General features: G+C 70.6%; 22 protein-coding genes. 11 read left to right on the top strand and 11 right to left on the bottom strand.

Going from position 1 to position 21,038, the window contains the following annotated elements:
* Nucleotides 1-36: 36 nt before the first annotated feature.
* A complete protein-coding gene (locus tag O7629_RS02635) occupies nucleotides 37-1,347 on the top strand; it encodes an ABC transporter substrate-binding protein (RefSeq protein WP_278167253.1) in 1,311 nt (436 codons plus the stop codon).
* A 104-nt stretch (nucleotides 1,348-1,451) separates the two neighbouring features.
* The gene (locus tag O7629_RS02630; protein WP_278167252.1) at nucleotides 1,452-2,648 is read left to right on the top strand and encodes a helix-turn-helix transcriptional regulator; all 1,197 of its coding nucleotides are present in this window, start codon (nucleotides 1,452-1,454) and stop codon (nucleotides 2,646-2,648) included.
* A gap of 358 nt (nucleotides 2,649-3,006) precedes the next feature.
* Here the strand turns inward: O7629_RS02630 and O7629_RS02625 are convergent, their stop codons facing one another.
* From O7629_RS02625 to O7629_RS02595, 7 genes are all read right to left on the bottom strand, one after another.
* Complete coding sequence (locus tag O7629_RS02625; RefSeq protein WP_278167251.1) at nucleotides 3,007-3,666, bottom strand: DUF1775 domain-containing protein; 660 nt, start codon at nucleotides 3,664-3,666, stop codon at nucleotides 3,007-3,009.
* 156 nt (nucleotides 3,667-3,822) lie between these two features.
* Nucleotides 3,823-5,586: a copper resistance protein CopC gene (locus O7629_RS02620; protein ID WP_278167250.1), complete on the bottom strand. Its 1,764-nt coding sequence runs from the start codon at nucleotides 5,584-5,586 to the stop codon at nucleotides 3,823-3,825.
* 2 nt (nucleotides 5,587-5,588) lie between these two features.
* A complete protein-coding gene (locus O7629_RS02615; RefSeq protein WP_278167249.1) occupies nucleotides 5,589-6,314 on the bottom strand; it encodes a YcnI family protein in 726 nt (241 codons plus the stop codon).
* Between the two features lie 137 nt (nucleotides 6,315-6,451).
* Complete coding sequence (locus O7629_RS02610) at nucleotides 6,452-7,177, bottom strand: GNAT family N-acetyltransferase (protein ID WP_278167248.1); 726 nt, start codon at nucleotides 7,175-7,177, stop codon at nucleotides 6,452-6,454.
* Nucleotides 7,178-7,287: 110 nt separating this feature from the next.
* Entirely contained in the window at nucleotides 7,288-7,917 is a 630-nt protein-coding gene (locus O7629_RS02605) for a GPP34 family phosphoprotein (RefSeq protein WP_278167247.1), read from the bottom strand.
* A complete protein-coding gene (locus O7629_RS02600; protein ID WP_278167246.1) occupies nucleotides 7,898-8,215 on the bottom strand; it encodes a hypothetical protein in 318 nt (105 codons plus the stop codon). Before O7629_RS02600 ends, O7629_RS02605 begins: the two co-directional genes overlap by 20 nt.
* A gap of 156 nt (nucleotides 8,216-8,371) precedes the next feature.
* Nucleotides 8,372-8,752: a hypothetical protein gene (locus O7629_RS02595; protein ID WP_278167245.1), complete on the bottom strand. Its 381-nt coding sequence runs from the start codon at nucleotides 8,750-8,752 to the stop codon at nucleotides 8,372-8,374.
* Nucleotides 8,753-9,174: 422 nt separating this feature from the next.
* Between O7629_RS02595 and O7629_RS02590 the strand changes: the two genes are divergently transcribed.
* From O7629_RS02590 to O7629_RS02575, 4 genes are all read left to right on the top strand, one after another.
* Nucleotides 9,175-9,795: a hypothetical protein gene (locus tag O7629_RS02590; RefSeq protein ID WP_278167244.1), complete on the top strand. Its 621-nt coding sequence runs from the start codon at nucleotides 9,175-9,177 to the stop codon at nucleotides 9,793-9,795.
* A gap of 87 nt (nucleotides 9,796-9,882) precedes the next feature.
* Nucleotides 9,883-10,299, top strand: a complete 417-nt coding sequence (locus tag O7629_RS02585; RefSeq protein WP_278167242.1) for a PRC-barrel domain-containing protein — start codon at nucleotides 9,883-9,885, stop codon at nucleotides 10,297-10,299.
* A gap of 175 nt (nucleotides 10,300-10,474) precedes the next feature.
* Complete coding sequence (locus O7629_RS02580; protein ID WP_278167241.1) at nucleotides 10,475-11,104, top strand: hypothetical protein; 630 nt, start codon at nucleotides 10,475-10,477, stop codon at nucleotides 11,102-11,104.
* Nucleotides 11,101-11,811, top strand: coding sequence for a hypothetical protein (locus tag O7629_RS02575; protein ID WP_278167240.1), 711 nt, complete (start codon nucleotides 11,101-11,103; stop codon nucleotides 11,809-11,811). Before O7629_RS02580 ends, O7629_RS02575 begins: the two co-directional genes overlap by 4 nt.
* A 66-nt stretch (nucleotides 11,812-11,877) precedes the next feature.
* Here O7629_RS02575 and O7629_RS02570 read toward each other — a convergent pair whose 3' ends face one another.
* The 3 genes from O7629_RS02570 to O7629_RS02560 form a co-directional block, all read right to left on the bottom strand.
* Nucleotides 11,878-13,206, bottom strand: a complete 1,329-nt coding sequence (locus O7629_RS02570; protein ID WP_278167239.1) for a DUF4157 domain-containing protein — start codon at nucleotides 13,204-13,206, stop codon at nucleotides 11,878-11,880.
* 200 nt (nucleotides 13,207-13,406) lie between these two features.
* On the bottom strand, nucleotides 13,407-14,324 hold the full coding sequence (locus tag O7629_RS02565; RefSeq protein WP_278167238.1) for a DUF6745 domain-containing protein: 918 nt from the start codon (nucleotides 14,322-14,324) through the stop codon (nucleotides 13,407-13,409).
* Nucleotides 14,325-14,459: 135 nt separating this feature from the next.
* Complete coding sequence (locus O7629_RS02560) at nucleotides 14,460-15,824, bottom strand: Nramp family divalent metal transporter (protein ID WP_278167237.1); 1,365 nt, start codon at nucleotides 15,822-15,824, stop codon at nucleotides 14,460-14,462.
* Between the two features lie 244 nt (nucleotides 15,825-16,068).
* Here O7629_RS02560 and O7629_RS02555 point away from each other — a divergent pair, with 244 nt between their 5' ends.
* From O7629_RS02555 to O7629_RS02545, 3 genes are all read left to right on the top strand, one after another.
* A complete protein-coding gene (locus O7629_RS02555) occupies nucleotides 16,069-16,578 on the top strand; it encodes a hypothetical protein (protein ID WP_278167236.1) in 510 nt (169 codons plus the stop codon).
* Nucleotides 16,579-16,835: 257 nt separating this feature from the next.
* Entirely contained in the window at nucleotides 16,836-17,393 is a 558-nt protein-coding gene (locus O7629_RS02550) for a hypothetical protein (protein WP_278167235.1), read from the top strand.
* A 55-nt stretch (nucleotides 17,394-17,448) separates the two neighbouring features.
* On the top strand, nucleotides 17,449-18,318 hold the full coding sequence (locus tag O7629_RS02545) for a hypothetical protein (RefSeq protein ID WP_278167234.1): 870 nt from the start codon (nucleotides 17,449-17,451) through the stop codon (nucleotides 18,316-18,318).
* On the opposite strand, the gene O7629_RS02540 is transcribed toward O7629_RS02545, so the two are convergent.
* The gene (locus O7629_RS02540; RefSeq protein ID WP_278167233.1) at nucleotides 18,306-18,992 is read right to left on the bottom strand and encodes an SDR family oxidoreductase; all 687 of its coding nucleotides are present in this window, start codon (nucleotides 18,990-18,992) and stop codon (nucleotides 18,306-18,308) included. The two genes, O7629_RS02545 and O7629_RS02540, sit on opposite strands and share 13 nt — an antisense overlap.
* Nucleotides 18,993-19,052: 60 nt before the next feature.
* On the opposite strand from O7629_RS02540, the gene O7629_RS02535 reads away from it, so the two are divergent.
* A complete protein-coding gene (locus O7629_RS02535) occupies nucleotides 19,053-19,451 on the top strand; it encodes a MerR family transcriptional regulator (RefSeq protein WP_278167232.1) in 399 nt (132 codons plus the stop codon).
* 130 nt (nucleotides 19,452-19,581) lie between these two features.
* A complete protein-coding gene (locus tag O7629_RS02530; protein WP_278167231.1) occupies nucleotides 19,582-21,036 on the top strand; it encodes a LamG-like jellyroll fold domain-containing protein in 1,455 nt (484 codons plus the stop codon).
* The last annotated feature ends 2 nt before the right edge of the window (nucleotides 21,037-21,038 follow it).

Raw genomic sequence — 21,038 nt, 5'->3', positions numbered from 1 at the left:
CAGACCGGCCAGCCCAGCCCTGATCAGGAGAAACCCGTGTCACCATCCGCCATCTCGACACGCGGAGCTGTTGCCCGAACACTCACTGTCCTACTGGCGGTCACCATCGGACTCGGCGCCTGCGCCACCGACGACACCGGCGAGCCGACCGAGGACGGGCCGGTCGAACTCTCCGTCTTCTGGTGGGGCGCGGAGCGCCGGGCCGAGCTGACCCAGCAGGCGCTCGACGTCTACGCCGCCCGCAATCCGGGGATCACCTTCAGGGTCACCTGGCAGGGCTACAGCGGCTACTACGACAAGCTGGCCACCCAGGCCGCCGCCGGCAACACGCCGGACCTGTTCCAGATCGACGACAACTACCTGACCGAGTACGCCGAACGTGACGTCGTGCTCGATCTCACCCCCTACGTCGACAGCGGCGAGCTCGACCTTTCCGGCTTCCCCAACAGCCTGGTCCAGTACGGACAGGTCGGCGGGCGGACCTTGGCGGTCGCCGCCGCCGCGAACACCCCGGCGATGGTGTACGACAAGACCCTGCTGGCCGAGCTCGGTGTCGCCGAGCCGACGATCGGGATGACCTACCCGGAGCTGATCGACTGGGCCAGTCAGATCACCGCGCTCACCGACGGCGAGGTGGCCGGCACGATGGATCCGTCGGCCGATTACAAGGCGCTCTGGCTGTGGCTGCGCACCAGCGACCTGGAGCTGTACCAGGGCCGGCAGCTGGGCTTCGGCGTCGACGACCTCGAAGCCTGGTTCGAGCTGTGGCAACAGGCCCGCGACGCGAACGCCACCCCGAGCGTCGAGCTGATCAAGGCGGCGAACAGCGGCGACGTCACCCAGCAACTGGTCGCCACCGGCGACGCGGCGACGTCGTTCATGTGGTCCAATCAGCTGGCTGAGCTGCAGAAGCACACCACCGCCGACCTCGGTGTGGTCTCCTATCCCGGCGACCCGCAGGGCCAGTGGGCGCGGGCGTCGATGTACTGGGCGGGATTCCGGGGCACCCGGCACCAGCAGGAGGTGGTGGACCTGATCGACTTCCTGGTCAACGACCCGCAGGCTGGCCGGATCCTTGGCACCGAGCGCGGCCTCAGCTCCAACCTGGAGGTCCGCGAGACGGTGCAGGCGACGCTCGCCGACAAGAAAATGCAGGCGTCGGTCGCGTTCGAGCAGCAGATGTCCGATCTGTTCGGTCCGGCGCCGGTACCCCCGCCGCCCGGCCACACCACGGTCCGGACGCTGTTGGTCACGGCGGCGGAGAGCGTACAGGGCGGCGCGGCGACACCCCGGCAGGCGGCCGAGGAGTTCGTCGCACAGGCCAACGCGGTGTTGGCGAACGGATGACATGCCACCCCCGGGTTCGCCAAAAGGCGGGACAGGCGTAACAAGCAGTTACATTGGTCGACGTCACGCCGTTTCGACCGTACCGTCAGCATGGGAGGTCCCCCATGCCGGAGGATTACATCGGCCTGCGGGTCGCGCGGTGGCGTGACATCGCCGGCATGACGCAGCAACAGCTCGCCGCCGAGATCGGGGTAAGCCGCGAGTACGTTTCCATGATCGAGAACGGCAAGCGCGCGGTGACCAAGAGGTCCATGCTCATCGCGCTCGCCACCGCGCTCGGGGTCTCTACGATGGACCTCACCGCGCAGCCTTACCTGCCCCGGTCCCGCAACGACCTGGCGCTCTACGCCGCCGTACCGGCGATCCGCAAGGCGATGGACGACGACGAGCCGGCCGCCGCCCGCCCGGCGGCGCTGCTCGCCGCCGAAGCCGACCGGGCGATGCGGGCCCGGATGGCCTGCGACAACCCGACCCTCGGCATCCTGCTGCCCCGGTTGATCGCCGAGATCCGCACCACCGCCAACGCCGACGAGGACCCGGTCGCACTGCGGATCGCGGTGCAGGCCCTGGTCACCGGGTCGCTGGCGCTCAAACCACAGGGCCACGTCGACCTGGCGATGCGGCTCGCCGAGCGCGCCGTCCGGGCGGCGCAGCTCGCCGACGACCCGGCCTGCGTCGCCGCCGCCGACTACGCGCTGGCCCAGGCGGTCCTGGCCACCGGGCTGCGGAAACGGTCCTGGACGTTGGCCTGCGACGCCGCCGAACGGATGCAACTTCACACGGGTACGGACGAAGGCCGCGCCTGGTACGGCATGCTGCACCTGCACGCCGCGCTGTCGGCCGCCAGCCTCAGTCAGCACGACGTCGCCGAAACCCACGTCGCCGAGGCCGAGGACGTCGCCCGGCGTACCGCAGGTGATCCGTGGCGGATGGAGTTCACCTCGGCGAACGTCGCGGTGTGGCGGGTCGGGGTGGTGCTGGAGAACGGCGAGCCGGGCCGCGCCCCGGAACTGGCCCGCAAAGTGGACCAGAGCGCGCTGCGGACCCCGCAGCGCCGGGCCAGGTTGCACATGGACGCCGGGCGCGGGTTCCACGCCGCCAAGCGCAACGAAGAGGCGGTACGGGCGTTCCTGCGGGCCGAGGCGATCGCCCCGCACGAGACCCGCAGCCGGGCCACCGTACGGGAGATCATCGCGCACATCGTGCGGGACTCGTCGCCCCGTGGCGGCTCCGACGAGCTGCGGCAACTCGCGGTACGGATGGGAATCGATCCACTCTCGCCGGAGGATCACCCGACGTAACCGCTCGTTACGCAGAATCCACGTACGGTCTCGTACCGTCATGAGTACGGGGTGCGGTGCCGGGTGTCAGTGGAGAGCCCCCGGTGTCGCACCCCGGCTTTCGGGTCGCACCCGTGGCTCCGCTCGCCGGTCCTCGTTGCGCTCGCACTGTCGTGGATGACTGTCGTGAAGGGAGAGACATGGTCTCGTACGACGAGTACCTCTTTGCCGTCGCGGCGACACTGGCCCGCCGACACCGGCCACAGTGGTCGTGGCGCCGGTGGCGGCGGACCTGCCGGTGTGGTGCCGAGCTTCCCTGCCGCACCCTGCACCGGGTGCCGATCAACCGCGGTCACTGGCCACGATGAGGCTCCGATCGTCACCGTCCGCTCAGTCGGTAGCCGACCAGACCGGCACCGACCACCAGCAGCCCTACGGCGGTCAACGCCTGCGCGACACTGGCACCGCCACCGCCGGCCGGCCGATCGGCCGGAGCGGCCGGTGGTGCCGGCGCGAGCACCGCGTTGGTCGCGATCAGCGACGGGGCGGGCCGCTCGGCACCCGGCCCGGTGTCCGACCACTCGTAGCTGTCGCCGTCGACGCACCGCTGCGCCGCCGGGAACCAGAAGGTCTGCCCGACCGTCCCGGTCAACCGGACCAGCACCGAGAACTCGGCGACCCCGGCGGCGATCTGCTCGGCGCTGATCGCCGGCCCGGTCCAGCTGACCCTGCTGGGGGTGACCTCGGCAGCCCACCCGGGCGGCTGTCCGGTCGTCGAACCGGCGATCGCCCCGGCCGGCATTTCGACCACCAGCTCGTTGGTGTCCGCGTTGTCGCAGCCGTGGTCGAAGGTGAAGGTCAACGTGGTGGCACCGGCACCGTTCGGGGCCGCGCCGGCCAGCTGGGTGTGGGCCGCCGCCGGCGCCGCCGACCAGAGCGTCACCAGCGCCGCCGGCGCCAGCCCTGGCAGCACCGCGCCGAGCAGCCCCAGCAGTGCCGCACCGAGTAGTGCTGCGGCACCTCGTCGGAACCTGTTCATCGGATCTCCACCAGGCTCATCGGATCTCCACCAGGCTCATCGGATCTCCACCAGGCTCATCGGATCTCCACCAGGCTCATCGGATCTCCACCAGGCTCATCGGATCTCCACCAGGCTCATCGGATCTCCACCAGGCTCATCGGATCTCCACCAGGCTCATCGGATCTCCACCGGGATGGTCGCGATCGGGCTGTCGAACCGGGAGGTACGCGCGTTGACGGTGACCTCCCAGCTGCCGGGCAACGGGAAGTCGGCGACCGCCTCGTAGCGTCCGGGGCCAGTCTGGGCGAGCCGGCGGTCCAGCGGCCCGACCCCGACCTCGGGCAACGTCACGGTCACCGTCGGCGGCGCGACCGGCTCCAACGGCTGCCCGGCGGCGTCGAACAGCGCCAACTCCAGCGCGTTGATCCCGGTGGATCCGGGGGTGATCCGGATCTGCACCCGGCCATCGCCGAGCGCGGCGTCCGTGACGACGGCCTGCTCGACGGCGCTGGTACGGCCGTCGGCCGAGCCGGTGGTGGCGGTCTCGGAGGCCCGGTCCGTGGGGTCCCGGGTGACCAGCACACCGGTGACGGCGAGCACCCCGACCAGCAGCACCGCCTCCGCCCGGACAGTGCGGCGCAGCGAACGCAGGGCGGCGGCCTCGGCGTCAGGTCGGCGGGTACGCGGCACCAACCGGTACCGGTTCCAGCCGGCGATGCCGACGAGCGCCCCCACCGCCGCGACCTTGCCGAGCAGCACCAGCCCGTACGTGGTGCCGAACAACGCCGACCAGGAGCCGACGATCCGCCAGCCGAGCAGGACTCCGGCCACCGCCAGCAGGGCGACCAGGAACGCGGCGGTCTGGGAGAACGCGGCCACGACGCCGGCCCGCTGCACGGCCGACGGCGCACCGCCGCTGTCGGTGGCAGGGGTGTCGACGCTGTCGCCAACCGGCGCGGCGGCGCGGCGGGACAGCAGGTGCACCAGACCGAGGATGCCGCCGAGCCACACCGCGGCGGTGACCAGGTGCAGCAGGTCGCTGCCCAGGGTCAGCCAGACCGGGCCGAAGCTGCGGGTGTGTCCGATCAGCGCCAACGCGCCGAGCGCCAACCCGGCCCCGGCGAACACCGCGACACCGGCCGGGCGGCGGGCTGTCCCGGCGCCGCCGCTGTCCAGCCGGGCTCCGACCAGGACCGCGAGTACGCCAGCGGCGGTGAGCGCGGCGGCCAGGCCGAGGTCGGACAGGTAGCCGGTCCGCCAGGTCGCCGGGTCGGCCAACGCGCCGATGTCGGCCGCGTCCTGCCAGGCGGTGGTGACCGGTGGCATCACCGCCACCGCGACGAGGGCGACGACCCCGAGCCGGACCACCGTGGGCAGCTGTCGTCGACGCGCCGGGATCGGCAAAAACGACAGGCCGAACACGGCGAGCCCGCTGCCCCCGAGCACGCCGGCGTACAGCAGAGCCTCGGTGACCGGGCGGAGCACCCGCAGGGCGAGGTCCGGCTCGGTGACCGGGATCGCGACGCTGCCGGCGGTGGGCGCGCCGATCGCGAAGCTGAACCCGCCGGCCACCGGGTGGCTGTCCGCGGAGATCACCCGCCAGCTGACCACGTACGTGCCGTCGGCCAGGCCAGTCGGCAGGTCGACGACCACGGTGCTGTCCACCGACCTGGCGGTGACGTCGACGGTGGACCCGGCGGCGTCGAGGACCTGCACGCCCTCGGTGCGGACCTGGACCGGCTCGTCGAAGGTCAGGGTGACCGACGGCGGCGCCTCAGCGAGCAGCGCGCCGTCCGCCGGATCGTTGGCCAGCAGCGTGGCGTGCGCAGCGGCCGGACCGGCGTCGGCGAGCGCGAGCAGCAGACCGAGCAGGCTTCCGAACAACAGTCCGGGTACGGCGAGCAGCGCGGCCCGCCGTACCCGGTGCGGCGACCACACGCCTATGTGGTCTTCCGGGTGCGCTGCAGCGCCAGGCCGCCGGCGGTGAAGCCGAGCAGGCCGAGGATCAGGCCGATCCAGCCGACGACGGAGCCGCCGTCGCTGGTGGTGGAACCGGCGGTGGTGAGTTCGGTCGGCTCGGCGTCGTCGGCGGGCTCGTCACCGGCGGCAGTGCCGTCGGCGTCGGCGGCGGTGATGACGAACGACGGTGCCGGGTAGTCCAACTCGTGGCTGTCCTGGCCGTCCGCCGGCACCTGAGCCCAGGCGGTCTCGCCCTGCTCGCAGGTCTGAATGGCGGGGAAGATCAGGGTCTCACCGGCCGCGTCGGGCAGTCGCAGGGACAGCTCGAACACGTCGCGGTGGCCTTCGGGCAGTGGGGTCTTGGCGGTGTAGACGATCTCCGCGACCCGCTCGGTGAGCTCGTTGCCGTGGCTGTCGGTGACCGGCGGGTCGAGGGTGGCCATCACCTTCTCGACCGTCCAGCCCTGGTTGATGGTGGGGGTCACCGAGTTGATCAGGTCGGGGATCTGAATGGCCACCTTGGTGGTGGCCGAGCCGTCGCAGCCGTGCGGCACCGACACCGTCAGCACGGTGTAGGAATCGGCGGTGGTGACGGTGGGGGTGACGGTGACATGCGCCGCCGCCGGGGAGCTGGCGAGCAGCACGGCGCCGCCGGCGATAGCGGCGACGGCACCGGCTCGGGCGACGCGACGAAGGGTGGAGTGCATTGACGGGTTACCTCTCGATCATCGGGCCGCCGAGGGTGCCGCTCGACGGGTTCTGACGCGTTGGTCGGCTGCCGACGCCCGTTGGTTCCCGGCGGATCCGATGATTTCGTGAGAGTCGATGGTCACGTAGGCCCGGGTCAACGGTCCTGACTCTGGTCACCGTCGCGGCCGGATGGCTGGTCGCCGTCGCGGCCGGATGGCTGGTCGCCGTCGCGGCCGGATGGCTGGTCGCCGTCGCGGCCGGACAGCTGGTCGCCCTGAGCCGGCGCGCGCCACATCGGCCAGATCGGCGGGCCGTCCGGCAGCTGGACCGGTTCGTCGGCGACGTACCCGTGCCGAAGGTAGAGGCCGCGGTTGCGCGGCGTGGTGGCCTCCAGGTACGCCGGGGTGGCCGACGCGTCGAGCAGCCGGTGCTGGTGGGTCAGCAGGGCGGTGCCCACGCCCCGGCCCTGCAGCCAGGGTGTGACGCCGAGGTACGCGAGATACCGGTGCGGCCGATCCGGACGGTGTCCGCTTAGGACGCCGTGCAGAGCAGCGACGCGGTGCTGCCAGATACCGGCGGCGAGCATCAGGCGACGCTGGTGGACGGTGATGTGGTTGGCCGACTCCGGCTGCTCGCGCTGGTACCAGATCGCCACCCCGGTGAACGGTCCCGCCACGTACACGTCGGCACCGGTGTCGATGGCATGCTCGAGTTCGATGGTGAACAGCGACCGGAAGGTGGTGACCCGGGCATCGATGTCCCCCACCAGCCACTGGGAGACCGGTGCGATCAGAAACGCCTCGGTGAGCAGCGTCGCCGCCTGAGGGATGTCATCGTGGGTGGCGGCCCGGACGGTCATAGCGGGTGTGGTCGCGTTCATCGGCACGCTCCAAGAGGGTGAGAAGTGGTGGGTGGAATGAGACAGCTGTGATTTGCCCGGTAGGGGATCGTCCGGTGACAGGTCGAGCCGGCCCTGGCTGGGCGGCCGGCTCAGGTACGACCGCTCAGCACCGCGTTGCCGACCGCCGCGCCGGTCTGGCCCAACAGGTCGCGCAGCGCCGGCCGCAGCGCCCGCAGCAGGACGTCGAGGTGACGGGCCACCTCGGGTTCGGCTCCGTCGAGCAGGTAGGTGTCCAGCCCGGTCGCCACGGCCAGCCCGGCAAGGAACAGGTCGGGCTCGTCGAGCGGTTCCATCCGGCGCAGCCGCAGCGACAACCGCGCCCACGGCCAGGCCGCGAGGTTGATGTCGACCGGTACGTAGATCGTCCGGGTGCGCATCAGCCGGCGGACCTGCTCGGGTCGGACGACACCGGCGGCGGTCAGCCGCTGGGCGACGTGGTCCGGGGCACGCTCCGACAGTACGGTCAGCCAGACCCGTACGCTGGTGTGCTCCGGCTCGTCGAGCAGCAGCCGCAGCGCGGAACGACCGAGCGCGTCGGCCGGCGCCGCCGGATCGACCACCCAGACGTGACCGGCATCGACGACGACGGCCTGCGCGGTGACCAACTCGGCCAGGACCGCGCTCGCCAGACCGAGCCCGACCGCCCGGGGGTGCAGCCGGGCGCGACCGGTGACGTCGTGATGGGCTAGCAGAAAAAACTCATCGGCGAGCTGCGGCACCGTCGACCACCACCTGCTCGGCGGGCGGCGGCTGGACGCTGGCGCGTCCGCCAGCGGCGGCCCGCCGCACCGCGGCGACGCTGACCAGCGCCTGTTGGCAAGGTGGATGGTCGGGTCGACAGTCGACGTGGTGGCCGTCGGCCCACACCCACTGCCCGCCGTAGCTGCGGGCAGAGCTGATCCGAACGTAGGTGATCAGCAGATCGAAAGGCTCGCCCGGCACGGGACCTCGCCCGTACCGCCATTCGGAGACGGCGAAGCGGAGCACCGTACCCGGCGGCAAATCCGGAACTTCCACGTTCTCAGCATTGTAGGTCATATATATCAATCCAGCCGGAATCATCGGACGCGCCACTGGGGGCATGCGTCGCCATCCGGAGCACCGCAGGCGATCCGGACGCCGTTTTTCCTAACGTGAAGATCCAGGTCGGGGAGAGCACTTGGCGGACATTGGTCACGTGGACCAGATAAATTCCAACTCGTCGGCGGCACCACCGATCCGGACCTCGGACAGCACCTCCCGGAACGCCGAGGAAAGGTCCCCGACGGCGGTGCCGGCCAACAGGTCCGGATGATGAGCCGCCACGGCGTTGAACACGAGACGTTCGACGGTGAGCGCGTCCACTGGGCTCAGCCGGCAGCCGCACGGGGCGCCGTACACCCAGCCGTTGAGCCTGGCCATCGGAATCATTTGCCGTTCGCAAGTTGCACAGAAGAGCAGGCCGGCCAGGGGTGACGGATAGCCACCCGGCGACGTATTGGGAGCGGCGACCCGAGCATCATTCAGCTCGACGCCGTCGGTGATCTCCCAGCGCGTGCCACGGCTTCTCGCCATCGCGGACTCCTCACCCTGGGACACCATCGATTGACCGCCATCGGCGGACGCAGATCGAGTCTGCCAGGGCACCCACAGTGGTGCAATGCTCAACGCGCCGGTGAAACCGCACCGAAAGTTTGAAAACCCGAAATAGCTGCGGGTTCGCCTTCGTCGACGCTCCGGAAGTCGTCCGGATTCCGGTGACGGCGCCCCGATCGGCCACCTCCACCCCGCCGGCCAACGAGGACGGTGCACGCACCGGCCGATCCCGACACTGGCGGACGTCGGATACGCTGGTACGCCCACGCCTCGCGCGGGTGATCCCGGTGGCCGGCGGGATCCCTCCCCATCACCGTCCCGTCGGCCACCGCCACCGCCGCCGCGAGCGGTCGTCAGCACCGCCGTCGCCGACCTTGATCGACAATGGCACGATCTCCGCCATGGATCACGGGCACGGCAGACTCGAACTGTCCATCGGATACCCAACCAGCCGGCCGACCCGGCTCGCGGTGCTGTCGGTACTGGGCGTCGGGCTAGTCACCGCCGGGTGCTGCCTCGGCAGCCTGCTCGGGCTGGTGGTCTCGGGCGGCGGAGACGAGCCGACCCTGCCGATGCTGCTCGGCACCGGGCTCGCCCTCGCTGCGTCGGCCGGTATCGGCCTGCCGATCGCCCGGGTCGCCCGGACCGGAGCGTGGCTGTCCGGCACCCAGCTCACCGTACGCGGACTCGCCACCCGCACCGTCGACCTGCGCACGGCTGAGACCGTGACGATCTCGCCCGGCTCCCCCGCGACCACTGATGCGGACCCGAACAGCGGGACGGACCCGAACAGCGGCAGGAAACCGAACAGCGGCGGTGCCCCCGGCACCCCGGTGCTCACCGTCAGCGGCCCGGACGGCACCGTCCGGCTGCCGCTGCGCAACCGGGAGGGCACCCTGCTACCCGCCGCCGAGATGATCGCGCTGGCCCGGGCGTTCTCCGCCGCTTCCTGCCCCGGCGCACACGAAGCCGCCCATCTCCTGCACACCATGGACGCCGATCCGAGCGCCCTGCTGCTGTGACCACCGCCGTCCAGCGGGTTTGCCGGCCGGTCGAAGTGGTAACCCGGAAAGGGTGAGGCAGCCGGCGAAACCAGATTGGGAGGCATCATGGCCGAGGGTATGGCGAAGCTGGTCAGGATGAGCGACGCCCACGAGATGGTGGCCGATCCGGCCGAGGACATTCGCGGCCGGAAGGTGTGCGACGCGGACGGCAACGACATCGGCAAGGTCGACGACCTGCTGATCGACGAGGCAGAACACAAGGTCCGGCTGCTGCGGGTCGAGCACGGCGGCATCCTCGGTTTCGGGGCCACTCCGTCGTTCGTCCCGGTCGACGCGATCGTCCGGATCACCGACGACGTCGTGCACATCAACGAGTCGAGTGAGCGGGTGGCCGGTGCCCCGCCCTACGATCCGGAGCTCGTGTCACAGGACAAGTACTACGAGGAGCTGTACGGCTACTACGGTTACCCCCCGTTCTGGGGCGTCGGGTACGTGTACCCGGGCTACCCGTTCTACCGTTAGTCGGCACCGAATCGGGTCGGGGCAACGTAGGCGCTTCGGCGCCCGGTAGCCACCGCCCGGTACCGCAAGCCCCGACATGGTCGGTCGCGAACCGCTGACCAGCCGATCCCGGCCGGCCTGGCGGCCGGGTAGCGTGGCCGGGCATTGGCGTCGCGGCGGTTGGACAACAGGAGTCATGGCACAAGGTCCCGGATCGGCCCGTCGCTGGCTGCTGACCGGCGCGGTCGTCGCCGCGTTGCTGGCCGGCGGCGCGGCGTGTACGAGTCAGGGCAGTGCCGAGGCACCGCCGGCGGACGGGCAGCCGGCGAGCGTACCGCCGTCGGTGGAGTGCCCGCCGACGGACCAGGCAGTTCCGGTCGACGCCGGCACCGTGGCCGACCCGTCGGTGACGTTCGACCCACTGCCCGCCGGCGGTACGCACGTCGCGGCGGCGGTGTCGCCCGCCGACGTCGCTCCGGGGCAGATCCGGCAAACCGAGCTACGCGTGTACGGCTGCGCGGCGGGCGACTGGGCGCAGGTCTTCGCGACGTCGCTGGACACGACGGCGTGCGAGATCGTGCTGACCCCGGTCTCGGTGCGGGGGCCCGACGAGCAGGATCTGATCTTCGGCCGGCGGTGCGGCAGCGGCGGGTTCCTGGACTTCGACGTGCTCGGTGTCACCGGTCCGGGCGGCATCGAGGTGCTGCACTCGGAGACCGGCCTGGCTGCCGGGCAGGTGACGCAGGACGGTGACCGACTCGTCGTCGTCACCGGATCGCAGGAGCGGTCGCTGGTGTGGCGCGACGGGAGGTACGCGGCCCAATGAGCAGCCCGTCACCTGCCGGAGCCGGACCCGGACCCGTACCCGAGCCGCTCGGCGACTCGCGCGAGCAGCCGGCGCGTACCGGCGGCAGCCGCCTGCGGGTCGCCGTACTGGCGCTGGTCGTCCTGCTGATCGTGGTGCTGGTCACGGTCGCCGCAACGATGTGGGCGGTGGGCCGCTCACCGTCAGAGCCGACGCCAGCCGGGCCGACCGCGTCGCCGGCTGCGTCGGCGAACCCGTCGGCTGATCCGGCCGGGTCCGACGGCGACGACGAGCTGCTGATCACGACGCGCGGGATCGGCCCGTTGCGGGTCAGCGGCAGCGTCGCCGAGTTGACCGCCACCGGCGCCCTCGGCACCGAGCCGGGCGACTTCTGCCCGGACCGGCTGGTCGGCAGCGACGAACTCGCCGGGGTGGTCGTCTACACCGCCGAGGACGACATCGCCGCGATGATTCTCGTCGAGGAGTCGTCGCTGTCGACGGCCGAGGGTGTGACGGTGGGTAGCACCAGCGCCGAACTGCGTGAGGCGTACGGCGAGCAGCTGACCAGGCACACCGCCGAGAACAACCCGTACTCCGAGAACTACCTGGTCAGCAGCGGCACGCTGGCGATCGGCTTCACCGTGTCTCAGGACACGGTGGGCAAGATCCTGGTGGCGCCGACGGAGGTGCTGCGGGCCGTCTACGACGCCGGCGAGTTCCACTGCTGACCCACCGGCCCGGTCGGCCGCTGAGCGGGGACCGGGTGGCGCCGCTCAGCGGTTCCAGACCAGGGTTCAGACCATCGTGAAGTACTCCAGCTTGTATTCGGCGTCGCGGATGAAGACCGGATACTTGCCGGTGAACCCCGTCCGTCGGCGGAGTTCGTCGGCCGCGTCGGTGAAGTTTTGCTGGAAACCGACCGTGAACCACTGTCTGTGGATCTCGGGCCCCGGGTTGAACAGGAATCCGGCGATGCCGTCCGGTGCCACGCCGAACGCCTTTACCTCGTTGTTGTCCGGGGTGTAGGCGTCCAGGTCCTGTGTCTCGAGCGCGTCGTTCTGGGCGTCCACCACGGTGTCGTGCAGCTTGCCCAGCCGGTCTAGGGCGCGCTCGTGGGTAGGGATGTTCGCCGGGTCGTACTGGTAGTTCGTCGAATCGTCCTTCGGGCTGAAGTGGAACATCCGGCTCATGTCCTCCCCGCCGGGCCGGGCGTCCAACTTGAACGCGTCGGGGATGGCGAGCAGCGCCATCACCCGACCGTTGAACAGGGTCGACTTGAAGTCGTTCTGGATCAGCGACCAGCTCTGCGCCGGGATACGCGGGTCGGGCGGCGGTTTCGTCGTGTCCGGCTTCTTGTTGAACTTCGCCTTCAGCTGCTCCAGCTTCGACAACCCCTGCGCCGGCGGGGCACCCCGGGGGTCGGCGCTGTGGTCCAGCACCCCGAACACCGCGTCCAGATTGCGGAAGTCCACGGTCCGCACGAGGACACCCGACCCGGCTGCGGCGTCGAGGATCCGTTGCGCCTCCGGCGGGGCGTCGGGCTTGGCCTCGTCGTCGGTGTCCTTCCGTTGCACGGCACGGTGTGCGTGGGCGTGTGCGTGGTCACCGGCATGGGCATGGTCGCCGACGGCACCTTGCTGGATGGTGTGGGTCAACTCGTGCCCGAGCAGTGCGTCGCCGCCGGTGGTGCCCGGTCGGTAGTCGTTGCGCCGGACGAACACGTCGGCTCCGACGGTGAACGCCCGGGCGCCCAGGGCGTGGTTCATCCGGTCGGACTCGGTGCCCACGTGGACCCGTACCCCTCGCAGGTCCGCGCCGGACACCTGCTCCATCCGCTGGCGTACCCCGGTGGGGACCGGTCGTCCGCCGCCCCGGGCCCGGGCCACGCCCTGTTCCACCGCCGCGCCCGCCGACTCACCCACCGCCGTCGCGGGCACCTGCCCGACCGCCTCGGGTGCCCGCTGCACCGACCCGCCGGTCGCCAGCCGCGAGATCCGGTCCGCTTCCTGCTCGAGCGGGTCGGTGGTGGAGCCCACCGCAAGCTTCGCCTGGATGATCGCCCTGGTCTGCCGGTTGCCGTACCGGCGCTGCAGGCGGTGTGCCGGGTTCGATGACGCGCGCACGCCGGGTGCACCGCTGACGCGGGAAGCACCCGGCGTACGGCCAACGGGTTCATGCTGGTGTGCATGCATCGGGACAGCCACCGCCCTCCGAGCCTCGGCGGCCGGGAGCCGCCGGGCAGATCATGGTCGCCTACGTCCGCACCACATTAGCGAGTAGGCGTCTTTCCACCATCTGCCCGGCCGACTCAGCCGTCGGGCGGCTACCCGAGTGGTCGCCAGCCGTCCCGGTACCCGATCGGGCCGTCGCCGTCCCGCGCGGGTCGCCGCTCCCCGTGGCAACCGCCCGGCACCAGCCCGGTCCGGATCACCGCCGGGCGCTCGACCAGGACGCAGGTCCGCTCCCCCGGCCACCACCAGCCGGTGGACCGGGCCAACGTCGCCCACTCGTCGAGCTGTGTCTCGTCGGCCCGCCGGTACCGGGCCAGCCCGAGCCGGCGCAGCACGTCGTAGTACGCCACCCAGTGCGCGTCCTGCTGGCCGTACCAGGCGGTCGGCACCGGCTGTCGCCCGACGGCCGCGAGTGCCGCGCGGACCGGTAGGGAGAAGCCGTCGACCAGGCTGGTCCGCAGCGCGTCGCGGACCCCTTGCTGCAGGACGACCCGCAACGGTACGCCGGCCGCGAGCGCCTCGATCGGCGGCAGCACCGGCCATTTCGGTCCGGCACCGTCCTGTTTCTGGCCGGCGTCCTTTTTCCCGGCGTCCTTCTTCCGGCCGGCCGGTGGTGGGATCAGGTCGGGATGGTCGGCGCTCGCGTCGAGGGCGCTGCGCAGCCGGGACAGTCCGGCGGCGATGTCGCTGGCCAGCGGGGGTTTCCCGGCCGGCTGTCGGCCTCTGATCCACTGTTGAAGCAAGTCGTGGGTGGGCAGGCCGGTCAGCAGCGGCAGCGCCTGACGGGGTGAGTCGACCCAACGGAACCGGGGTCGACTACGGCAGTGCCGGGCATAAATCCGGACCAGGATGTCCTCTGTGGCGGCCCGGTCGGCGGGCGCGGTGTCGAGCCCGTGGTCGAGCCACTCGCGCCGGACAGGTTCGGCCAGCCGCCAATAGGCGACGGCCCGATCGGAAGATGGTGCTGGGGAGGTGGAGCGGGCGGCGTCACGCCGCGCGGGCGCGGTCACCGCGCGAGGGCGGATCCGCCCTTCCGGTAGGAAGTGATCACGTCCACCATGGTGGCGGATCGCGCCGCCGACCGCAACCGGCTGCCGCCTGCGGCCCGGGCCGCCGCCAGTCAGCCGCCGTTCAGCCGCCGCCAGTCAGCCGGCGAACTGCTGCCACAGGTAGTAGAGCGCGAACCAGGTGAAGAAGACCACGGCGGCGACCACCAACGCGGTCGCGGCCCGCCCGGCGCGCAGGGCGCGCGGCATGGTCCGCCGGTTGAGCCACAGCACGAGTCCGGCGACCAGCGGGATGTGCACGGCCTCGATCGACCCGGCGAGGGTCAGCAGGGCGACCGGATCGCCGAAAATCAGGAACACGGCGTACGGCAGGGTCGCCAGCCACAGCACGATGGCGGTCCGGCTGATCACCACCGGGCGGGTGAGAGTGCGCTCGGCGAGCCGCGCCGGGAGCAGGCGCCGTACGCCGTCGGTGTACAGCCGCTGCCACCCGTCGATGTTGGTGAGCGTAGCGGTCCAGAACGCCGAGACTAGGCCGACGACCATCAGCCAGAATCCGACGCTGCCGAACACCTCGCTGAACAGGCGGGTCAGGTCGCGGGCGACGTCGGCCTCGGCGGGCACGATGCCTTCCGGCCGCAGCAGCTCGGCGCCGAGGACCAGGAACGCGACGGTGATCAGCGCGACGCCGACCACCGCGAACGTCGAGTCCAGGCTCATCGTCCGCAGCCAGCCGCGTACCCGGTCGATCTGATCGCTGTCGAGGTCCCGCGGGTCGCGGCGGTCCGCCGCCGGCACTCCGGCGTGGCCGATGCCCTTGGCGGTGATCCAGTACGAGTACCACATCAGTCCGGCCGCGCCGTTGGACAGGAAGCCGAGCCAGGGCAGGATCTCGGCGACCCGCAGATCGTCCGGTGGCACCGGGACGAAGCCGGCGGCGGCCTCGGTCAGGTCGGGCCCGACCTGGATCGCGGCGACGACCGCACCGAGGGCGAGCGCAACGCCGAGGACCCGGGACACCCATTCGACGCCGGTGTAGTGCCCGACCAGCACCAGCCCCGCGGCGGCGGCGATGACCACGCCGGTCCACAGCTGGATCGCACCGGGTACGGCGAGCGCGAGTGCGCTGCCGGCGGCGCTGGCGATACCGGCGATCGCGGCGATCCCGACGACCAGCTGCGGCACCAGGATCACCCAGATCGCCCAGCCGGCCGGGCCGGGCAGGCCGGCCAGGCCGGTGAGCAGCCGGCGGCCGGTGACGACGCTGTAGCGGCCGATCTCCCGGGTGACGAAGAGCTTGAGGACGAGTACGGCGACGAGCGCCCACATCAGACTGTAGCCGTACTGGGCACCGACCCGGGGGGTGAACAGCAGCTCTCCGGTGGCGAGGGCGGCGAGCGCCCACAGCACGCCGGGACCGATGTAACGGAAACGGCGCCAGCCGGCCGGTGGTTCGGGTACGCCGGTCGACCGCTGCGGTGCGGCCTCGGTGACCTGGCTCATGCCGTGTCTCCTTCGAGGGGTGGACTCGTCGGGTGAGGTGGACTCGTCGGGTCGAGGCCACTGCACGAGCCGGTACCCAGCCGGCGACTTCCTCACGCACATCGCCCATCAGTCAAGAGATGACTTCACAGCGTTACATCGGTAATCTTAGATGTATTGCTCGCCGCACCCGCACCAGGTGCCGACGACCGTCCACGAAGCATCCGAGACAGCAGAGCGACCCGAGACAGCAGAAAGGAAGCAGATGAAGCGCGCAGTCCTGCGTGTGGCGACCGTCCTCGCCGCCGCGATCGCCGCCGCTGCCCTCGCGGCCAGCGGCGCCACCGCCAGCCCGTCGATCCTGCAGCGGTTCTCCGTCCCGTCCGGGGACAACTGCACGTACGGCTACACCCAGGGTCACCTGGAGTGGCGCTCCGCCCCGCCGACCAGCGCGGTACGGGTGACCGGGGTGCTCGCCGACCGACCGTTCCCGAACGACCCGGGAGCCGTCTGCCGCGACGACAGCCGCTACACCATCGCCAGCTACACCGCGTACGCCGGCGAGCGGGTCATCGACGAGACCGCCCGCCGGGTGAACAACGGCGTCGTCGAGATCGAGTTCATCCTCGGCGCGAACGCCGCCGTCCGAGGAATCGACCGCGTCGTCATCCAGGTCTGCCGGGTGTCACTGCTCGACATCACTCCGATCCCGGACTACTGCGGCCGCCCGCACACCTTCACCCCGTCGACCGTCACCCCGACCGCGCCCCTCTGACACCGAGCCAGGTAACTCCGCAGCCCGGCGCCGATCCTCGCACCCTGTTTCATGATCAGTTCAATTCACGTCGGCGCCGGGTTGCACCTTGCAAATCAATCGATTAGCGTCGTGGCTGTTGGTCGTCGTACGGGGCGAATTGATCAACCCCCACTCGCCGGCCGACAATTATTGCGTGGCTGCAGCCAGCACTATCCCAGTCACGCACGTCCTCAATTGTTCCAGCACGGGGAGGATCGATGAAACGAGCAACACGGATGCTCAGCGCCCTGGCCGCATCCGCCCTCGCCCTCGGAGGCGTTGTTGCCGCGCCGGCACAGGCCGTGGCCGGACCAGCGGAAGCCGCGGTCGCGGTGCCGGGAATCGCACCACCGGGCTCGGCAGGCACCGCAATCTATCTGGACAGCGCCGGCCGGGTGATCCCGATGACGACGGCCGCCGGCACGACCGCAGACACGGCGCTGATCGGCTGCACACCAGAGAGCGGCAGGGACAACCCCCACCGATCCGGCACCGGGGTGGCGGTGTCGGGTCACGGCTGGTGGCGGCAAGGAAACTGCAGCAACGACCGGGCGAACGTGTTCAATTGCCTGTACGAGTGGTACACGGACAACAGCTGGCGACAGAAGGCCTGCTCGTCGACCAGGGAACTACGGCCCTACACCGGAAGTGGTGACCGCACCGTGGCGCGCCACGACTGTGACGACACCCAGATGACGTCGTGGCGCAATCATGTCGACGTCGACGTGATCGGTGAAATCGACACCGGCGAGTGGCCGTATCGCCAAAACGACGTTGCCTGCCGGGTATACTGACCCTTTCCGAAAAGCAGTACCCTCGCAGCTGCCCGGCAGCTGGAAAGGAAACAGCATGCCGGAACGCGGCATCAATGCACGGCCGGGCCTGGTGCCGGCGACCCGTCGGGTCGCCGGCACCATGTTCGCCGCTCTCTACGGCAGCGTCCCCACCGGACCAGCAGACGATTTTCCACACCGGGCCGGCGGGGAGCTGGACGCCTATTCGCTCTTCTACCACCGGTCACTCGCCATGGGCTGGCTCGACGATTCCTCGGCTGGCGGTGATCGCGACAACGGCATGCTCCGGTCCGGTGGCCTGTGGGCGACGAACGACGCCGGATGGGAGCATCCCGCCGCCGCACCCGACGCCGACCTGTTGTCCTGGTTCCAGGTCGACGCCAGCGCGGTGGCGGGCGACCGGCCACTGCCGGTGCAGCCATTCCTGCACTGCGCCGAAGAGGTGACGGCCCGGCGGGGTCCGCTCGACCTGTCCGCGGTACAACTGCTGCTACCGGTGCACGGGCTCGACCCGGCGTCCCGCCCGCCGTACGCGCCGGTGCCGGCAACCCGGACGAGCCCGTGGTTCACCGGGCACGGTCCGACGGACCGGACGCCGGTCGAGGTCACCGTCAACAGCGGCCGGGAGCCGTCGCTGCCCGACGTGGCGGTCCAGCTCACCGAGCTGCTCGCCGACCTGGGTCCGGATGTGTTCGGGTACCGGTCACACGACCTCGCGGCCGCCGACGCCACCCCGGCTCCGCTGTTCGACGACAGCTTCTGGAACGGCCCGCCACTGCACGGAGTGGCGCTTCGCGGTGAGCTGGTCGAGTGGTCCTGCGACGCGATCGGGTGGCTGGCCGAGACTGTCGCTGACGCCGTAGCCCGGCTCGGCGTCGGCACGCCGCTGCTGTTCACCGCCGTACGCTCCGGTCAGGCTTTCTGACCGCCCCGGGGGTCTCCGGCGAGGGATGCCTTGACCGCACGGGCCGTCTCGTCGGCGAGCACCTCCCACTCACCCGCTTCAAGACCGTCCAGGGCGGCCTTGACGATTACCGCGGGCTCGTTCTTCGGTACGCCGTAGGAGGCCATCATGTCGGTGTCGACGGCCCCCATCAGCAGGCCGGTGACCTGGGTTTGCTGGGCGGCCAGTTCCAGCCGCACGGCGTTGGTGAGGTTCCACTCGGCGGCCTTCGCCGCCGCGTACCCGCCGGCACCCGGGTAGGCGCTCCAGGACAGCGCCGACAGAACGTTGAGGATCGCGCCGCCGGCCAGCTGTGGCGCGAAGGCCCGGATCATGTGCAACGTTCCCCAGAAGTGGGTGTCCATCTCCCGGCGGATCAAATCGAGGTCACCGCCGACCAGGTCGGCGCCGGTGGCGACCCCGGCGTTGTTGATCAGCAGGGTGACGTCACCGGTGGCCCGCGCGGCGGCGGCGACCGAGTCCGGGTCGGTGACGTCCAGCGGCAGGACCCGTACGCCGGGCAGGTCGACGGACTCGGGGCGGCGGGCGGTGGCGTACACCGTGGCGGCACCGCGCTCAAGCAGCTGGGCGGCGAAGTGCCGGCCGATACCACGATTGGCCCCGGTGACCAGGGCGGTTGCTCCGGAAATCTGCATGCTGGCTACGCTAGAACTTGACGTTGACGTCAAAGGCAAATGCTTGTGATAGGGGTCACTGTGCGGATCGGTGAGCTGGCCGGCCGCGCCGGGGTGAGCACCCGGGCGCTGCGCTACTACGAGGAGCAGGGTCTGCTGGTCGCGCAGCGCAGCCCGGCCGGTCAGCGTCGCTACCCGGAGTCGGCCGTCGAGCGGGTCCGGCTGATCCAGCGGCTGTACGCGGCGGACCTGTCCAGCCGGACCATCGCCGACCTGATGCCCTGTGTGGACGCCAAGGTCAACACGCCCGAGTCACGCGCCCGGCTGGCCGCCGAGCGCGACCGGATCGACGCGCGGATCGCCGAGTTGACGGCGGCCCGCTCCCGCCTGGACGAGGTGATCGCGCTGGCCGCGCACCCGGCCAGCGGCTGCACCTATGAGCTCGGGCCCGACCAGCCCGCGCCGGCCGGGGCGGATTGAGCCGGCCGGATTAAGGTGGTAGCCAGCCGGGCGGCGCACCATCTCGGAACGGTCGGTGAGGACCGCCGGTAGTCGACGATTTGCCACCTGTAGACGGTCCGGGGAGGATCGGCCGGGAGGCTCACGTCAAATGAAGACCGCACATCTGATTCTGAGTATCGGCAACAGTCACACGATCGGCCGGGACAAGTCCGTCGACCGGGACCGGTTCCACCCGAAGGTGTACCAGTGGACGAAGGCGGGTGCCCTGGACCAGCCGTCCCGGGCGATGCTCGATCACGTTGACGGGGAAGCCGACGAGTTCTCCCCCGATCTCACCTTCGCCGACGCCTACCTCGCCGCGAACCCGTCGATCGACATGCTGGTGTTCGTGCCACACGCGGAGGGCGGCACCGGCTTCAAGGACCGCAGAGACAACTGGTCCCTCGGTGGACGCCTGCTGACCGGTGCGGTCGACCGGTACAACGCGGCGCACGCGGCGCTGGTCGCCGAGGGGACCTCGGTCGTGTCGGCCGGCGCGCTGTTCCACAACGCCAACCCCGACTACGACCAGTCGGACCCGGACACGCACCGGGAAGACATCGGCAACCTCATCCACCATTTACGGGAAAACCTGACGGGTTACACCCCGACCACCCCGATCGTCATCGGCGGCGGCATGAACGCCGAGGAGTTCACGACGCTGCCGTCCGCCAACTTCGCGCTCTTCCAGGCGAACCTGAACGGTGCCGACAAGCGACACCCGTACGTCGGCAGCTTCGACACGATCAACCCCCGGCACGGTTTCGCCAAAGGGCTTCCGGTGCCGCAGTGCGACCCGATCCACGCGTCCAGGCTCGGCGACCAGACGATCGGGTTGCTGCGCTACTTCGCGCTCGCGCGCGCGGCGGTCAACGCCGACCCCCGGTCGCCGTTCGGCGAGCTGTCCTTCACCGCGGATCTCACCGCGTTCTGGGACTTCCGGTCCGGCACGCCGCTGGACTTCAGCGGCAACGACAACCACCTGACCCGCTTCGGCGACCAGCCGCCCCTGTATCGCCTCGATGCCCAGCTCGACGCGCTGGCCTGGGTGCGTCCGGCACAGTCGCAGACGCGGGTCCACCAGGTGCCGATGCGCCTGCCGGCCAGCTACACCATCGCGGCGTACGTCAAACTGGACACGTTGGACGAGCCGATGGCCTTTCTGCAGCAGGCGGACGGCCCGGTGGCACAGCAGCACCGCCTGCAGTACAGCAAGGCGAACAAGGACATCCGGGCCGGCCATGGCGGCACCGCCGACTCGGTCACCTTCCCCGCCTCCCTCATTGACACGACCAGCTTTTTCCTGCTGACCCTCAGCTATGACGCATCGTCGCGGATCATGAAGCTCGGCCTCAACGGCAACGTGGAGTCGAAGAACGAGAACGTACCGCCGCACGATTCCCGGCCGGGCAGCTTCCTCGGCGCGGCCGATGCCGGCAGCAACAATCCGCTGATCGGCGCGATGGCGTACGCCATGGTGGTGGGCCGTGCGCTGAAGAACCCGGAGCTCAAGGAGCTGTGGCGGGCCACCGCGCTGCTCGGGCTGCCCACACACCCTGGCTAGTG

Origin of the sequence: Solwaraspora sp. WMMD792, assembly GCF_029626105.1 — a bacterium.
Classification (GTDB): Bacteria; Actinomycetota; Actinomycetes; order Mycobacteriales; family Micromonosporaceae; genus Micromonospora_E.
Note: the sequence above shows the minus strand (reverse complement) of the source record. Positions and strands in the feature narration are given on the sequence as shown.

Coding starts and splice junctions, on each gene's coding strand:
- O7629_RS02625 (WP_278167251.1), bottom strand. CDS start 3,666: ATGAACAGGTTCCGACGAGGTGCCGCAGCACTACTCGGTGCGGCACTG.
- O7629_RS02585 (WP_278167242.1), top strand. CDS start 9,883: ATGGCCGAGGGTATGGCGAAGCTGGTCAGGATGAGCGACGCCCACGAG.
- O7629_RS02580 (WP_278167241.1), top strand. CDS start 10,475: ATGGCACAAGGTCCCGGATCGGCCCGTCGCTGGCTGCTGACCGGCGCG.
- O7629_RS02540 (WP_278167233.1), bottom strand. CDS start 18,992: ATGCAGATTTCCGGAGCAACCGCCCTGGTCACCGGGGCCAATCGTGGT.
- O7629_RS02630 (WP_278167252.1), top strand. CDS start 1,452: ATGCCGGAGGATTACATCGGCCTGCGGGTCGCGCGGTGGCGTGACATC.
- O7629_RS02590 (WP_278167244.1), top strand. CDS start 9,175: ATGGATCACGGGCACGGCAGACTCGAACTGTCCATCGGATACCCAACC.
- O7629_RS02550 (WP_278167235.1), top strand. CDS start 16,836: ATGCTCAGCGCCCTGGCCGCATCCGCCCTCGCCCTCGGAGGCGTTGTT.
- O7629_RS02560 (WP_278167237.1), bottom strand. CDS start 15,824: ATGAGCCAGGTCACCGAGGCCGCACCGCAGCGGTCGACCGGCGTACCC.
- O7629_RS02575 (WP_278167240.1), top strand. CDS start 11,101: ATGAGCAGCCCGTCACCTGCCGGAGCCGGACCCGGACCCGTACCCGAG.
- O7629_RS02545 (WP_278167234.1), top strand. CDS start 17,449: ATGCCGGAACGCGGCATCAATGCACGGCCGGGCCTGGTGCCGGCGACC.
- O7629_RS02595 (WP_278167245.1), bottom strand. CDS start 8,752: ATGGCGAGAAGCCGTGGCACGCGCTGGGAGATCACCGACGGCGTCGAG.
- O7629_RS02610 (WP_278167248.1), bottom strand. CDS start 7,177: ATGAACGCGACCACACCCGCTATGACCGTCCGGGCCGCCACCCACGAT.
- O7629_RS02615 (WP_278167249.1), bottom strand. CDS start 6,314: ATGCACTCCACCCTTCGTCGCGTCGCCCGAGCCGGTGCCGTCGCCGCT.
- O7629_RS02530 (WP_278167231.1), top strand. CDS start 19,582: ATGAAGACCGCACATCTGATTCTGAGTATCGGCAACAGTCACACGATC.
- O7629_RS02555 (WP_278167236.1), top strand. CDS start 16,069: ATGAAGCGCGCAGTCCTGCGTGTGGCGACCGTCCTCGCCGCCGCGATC.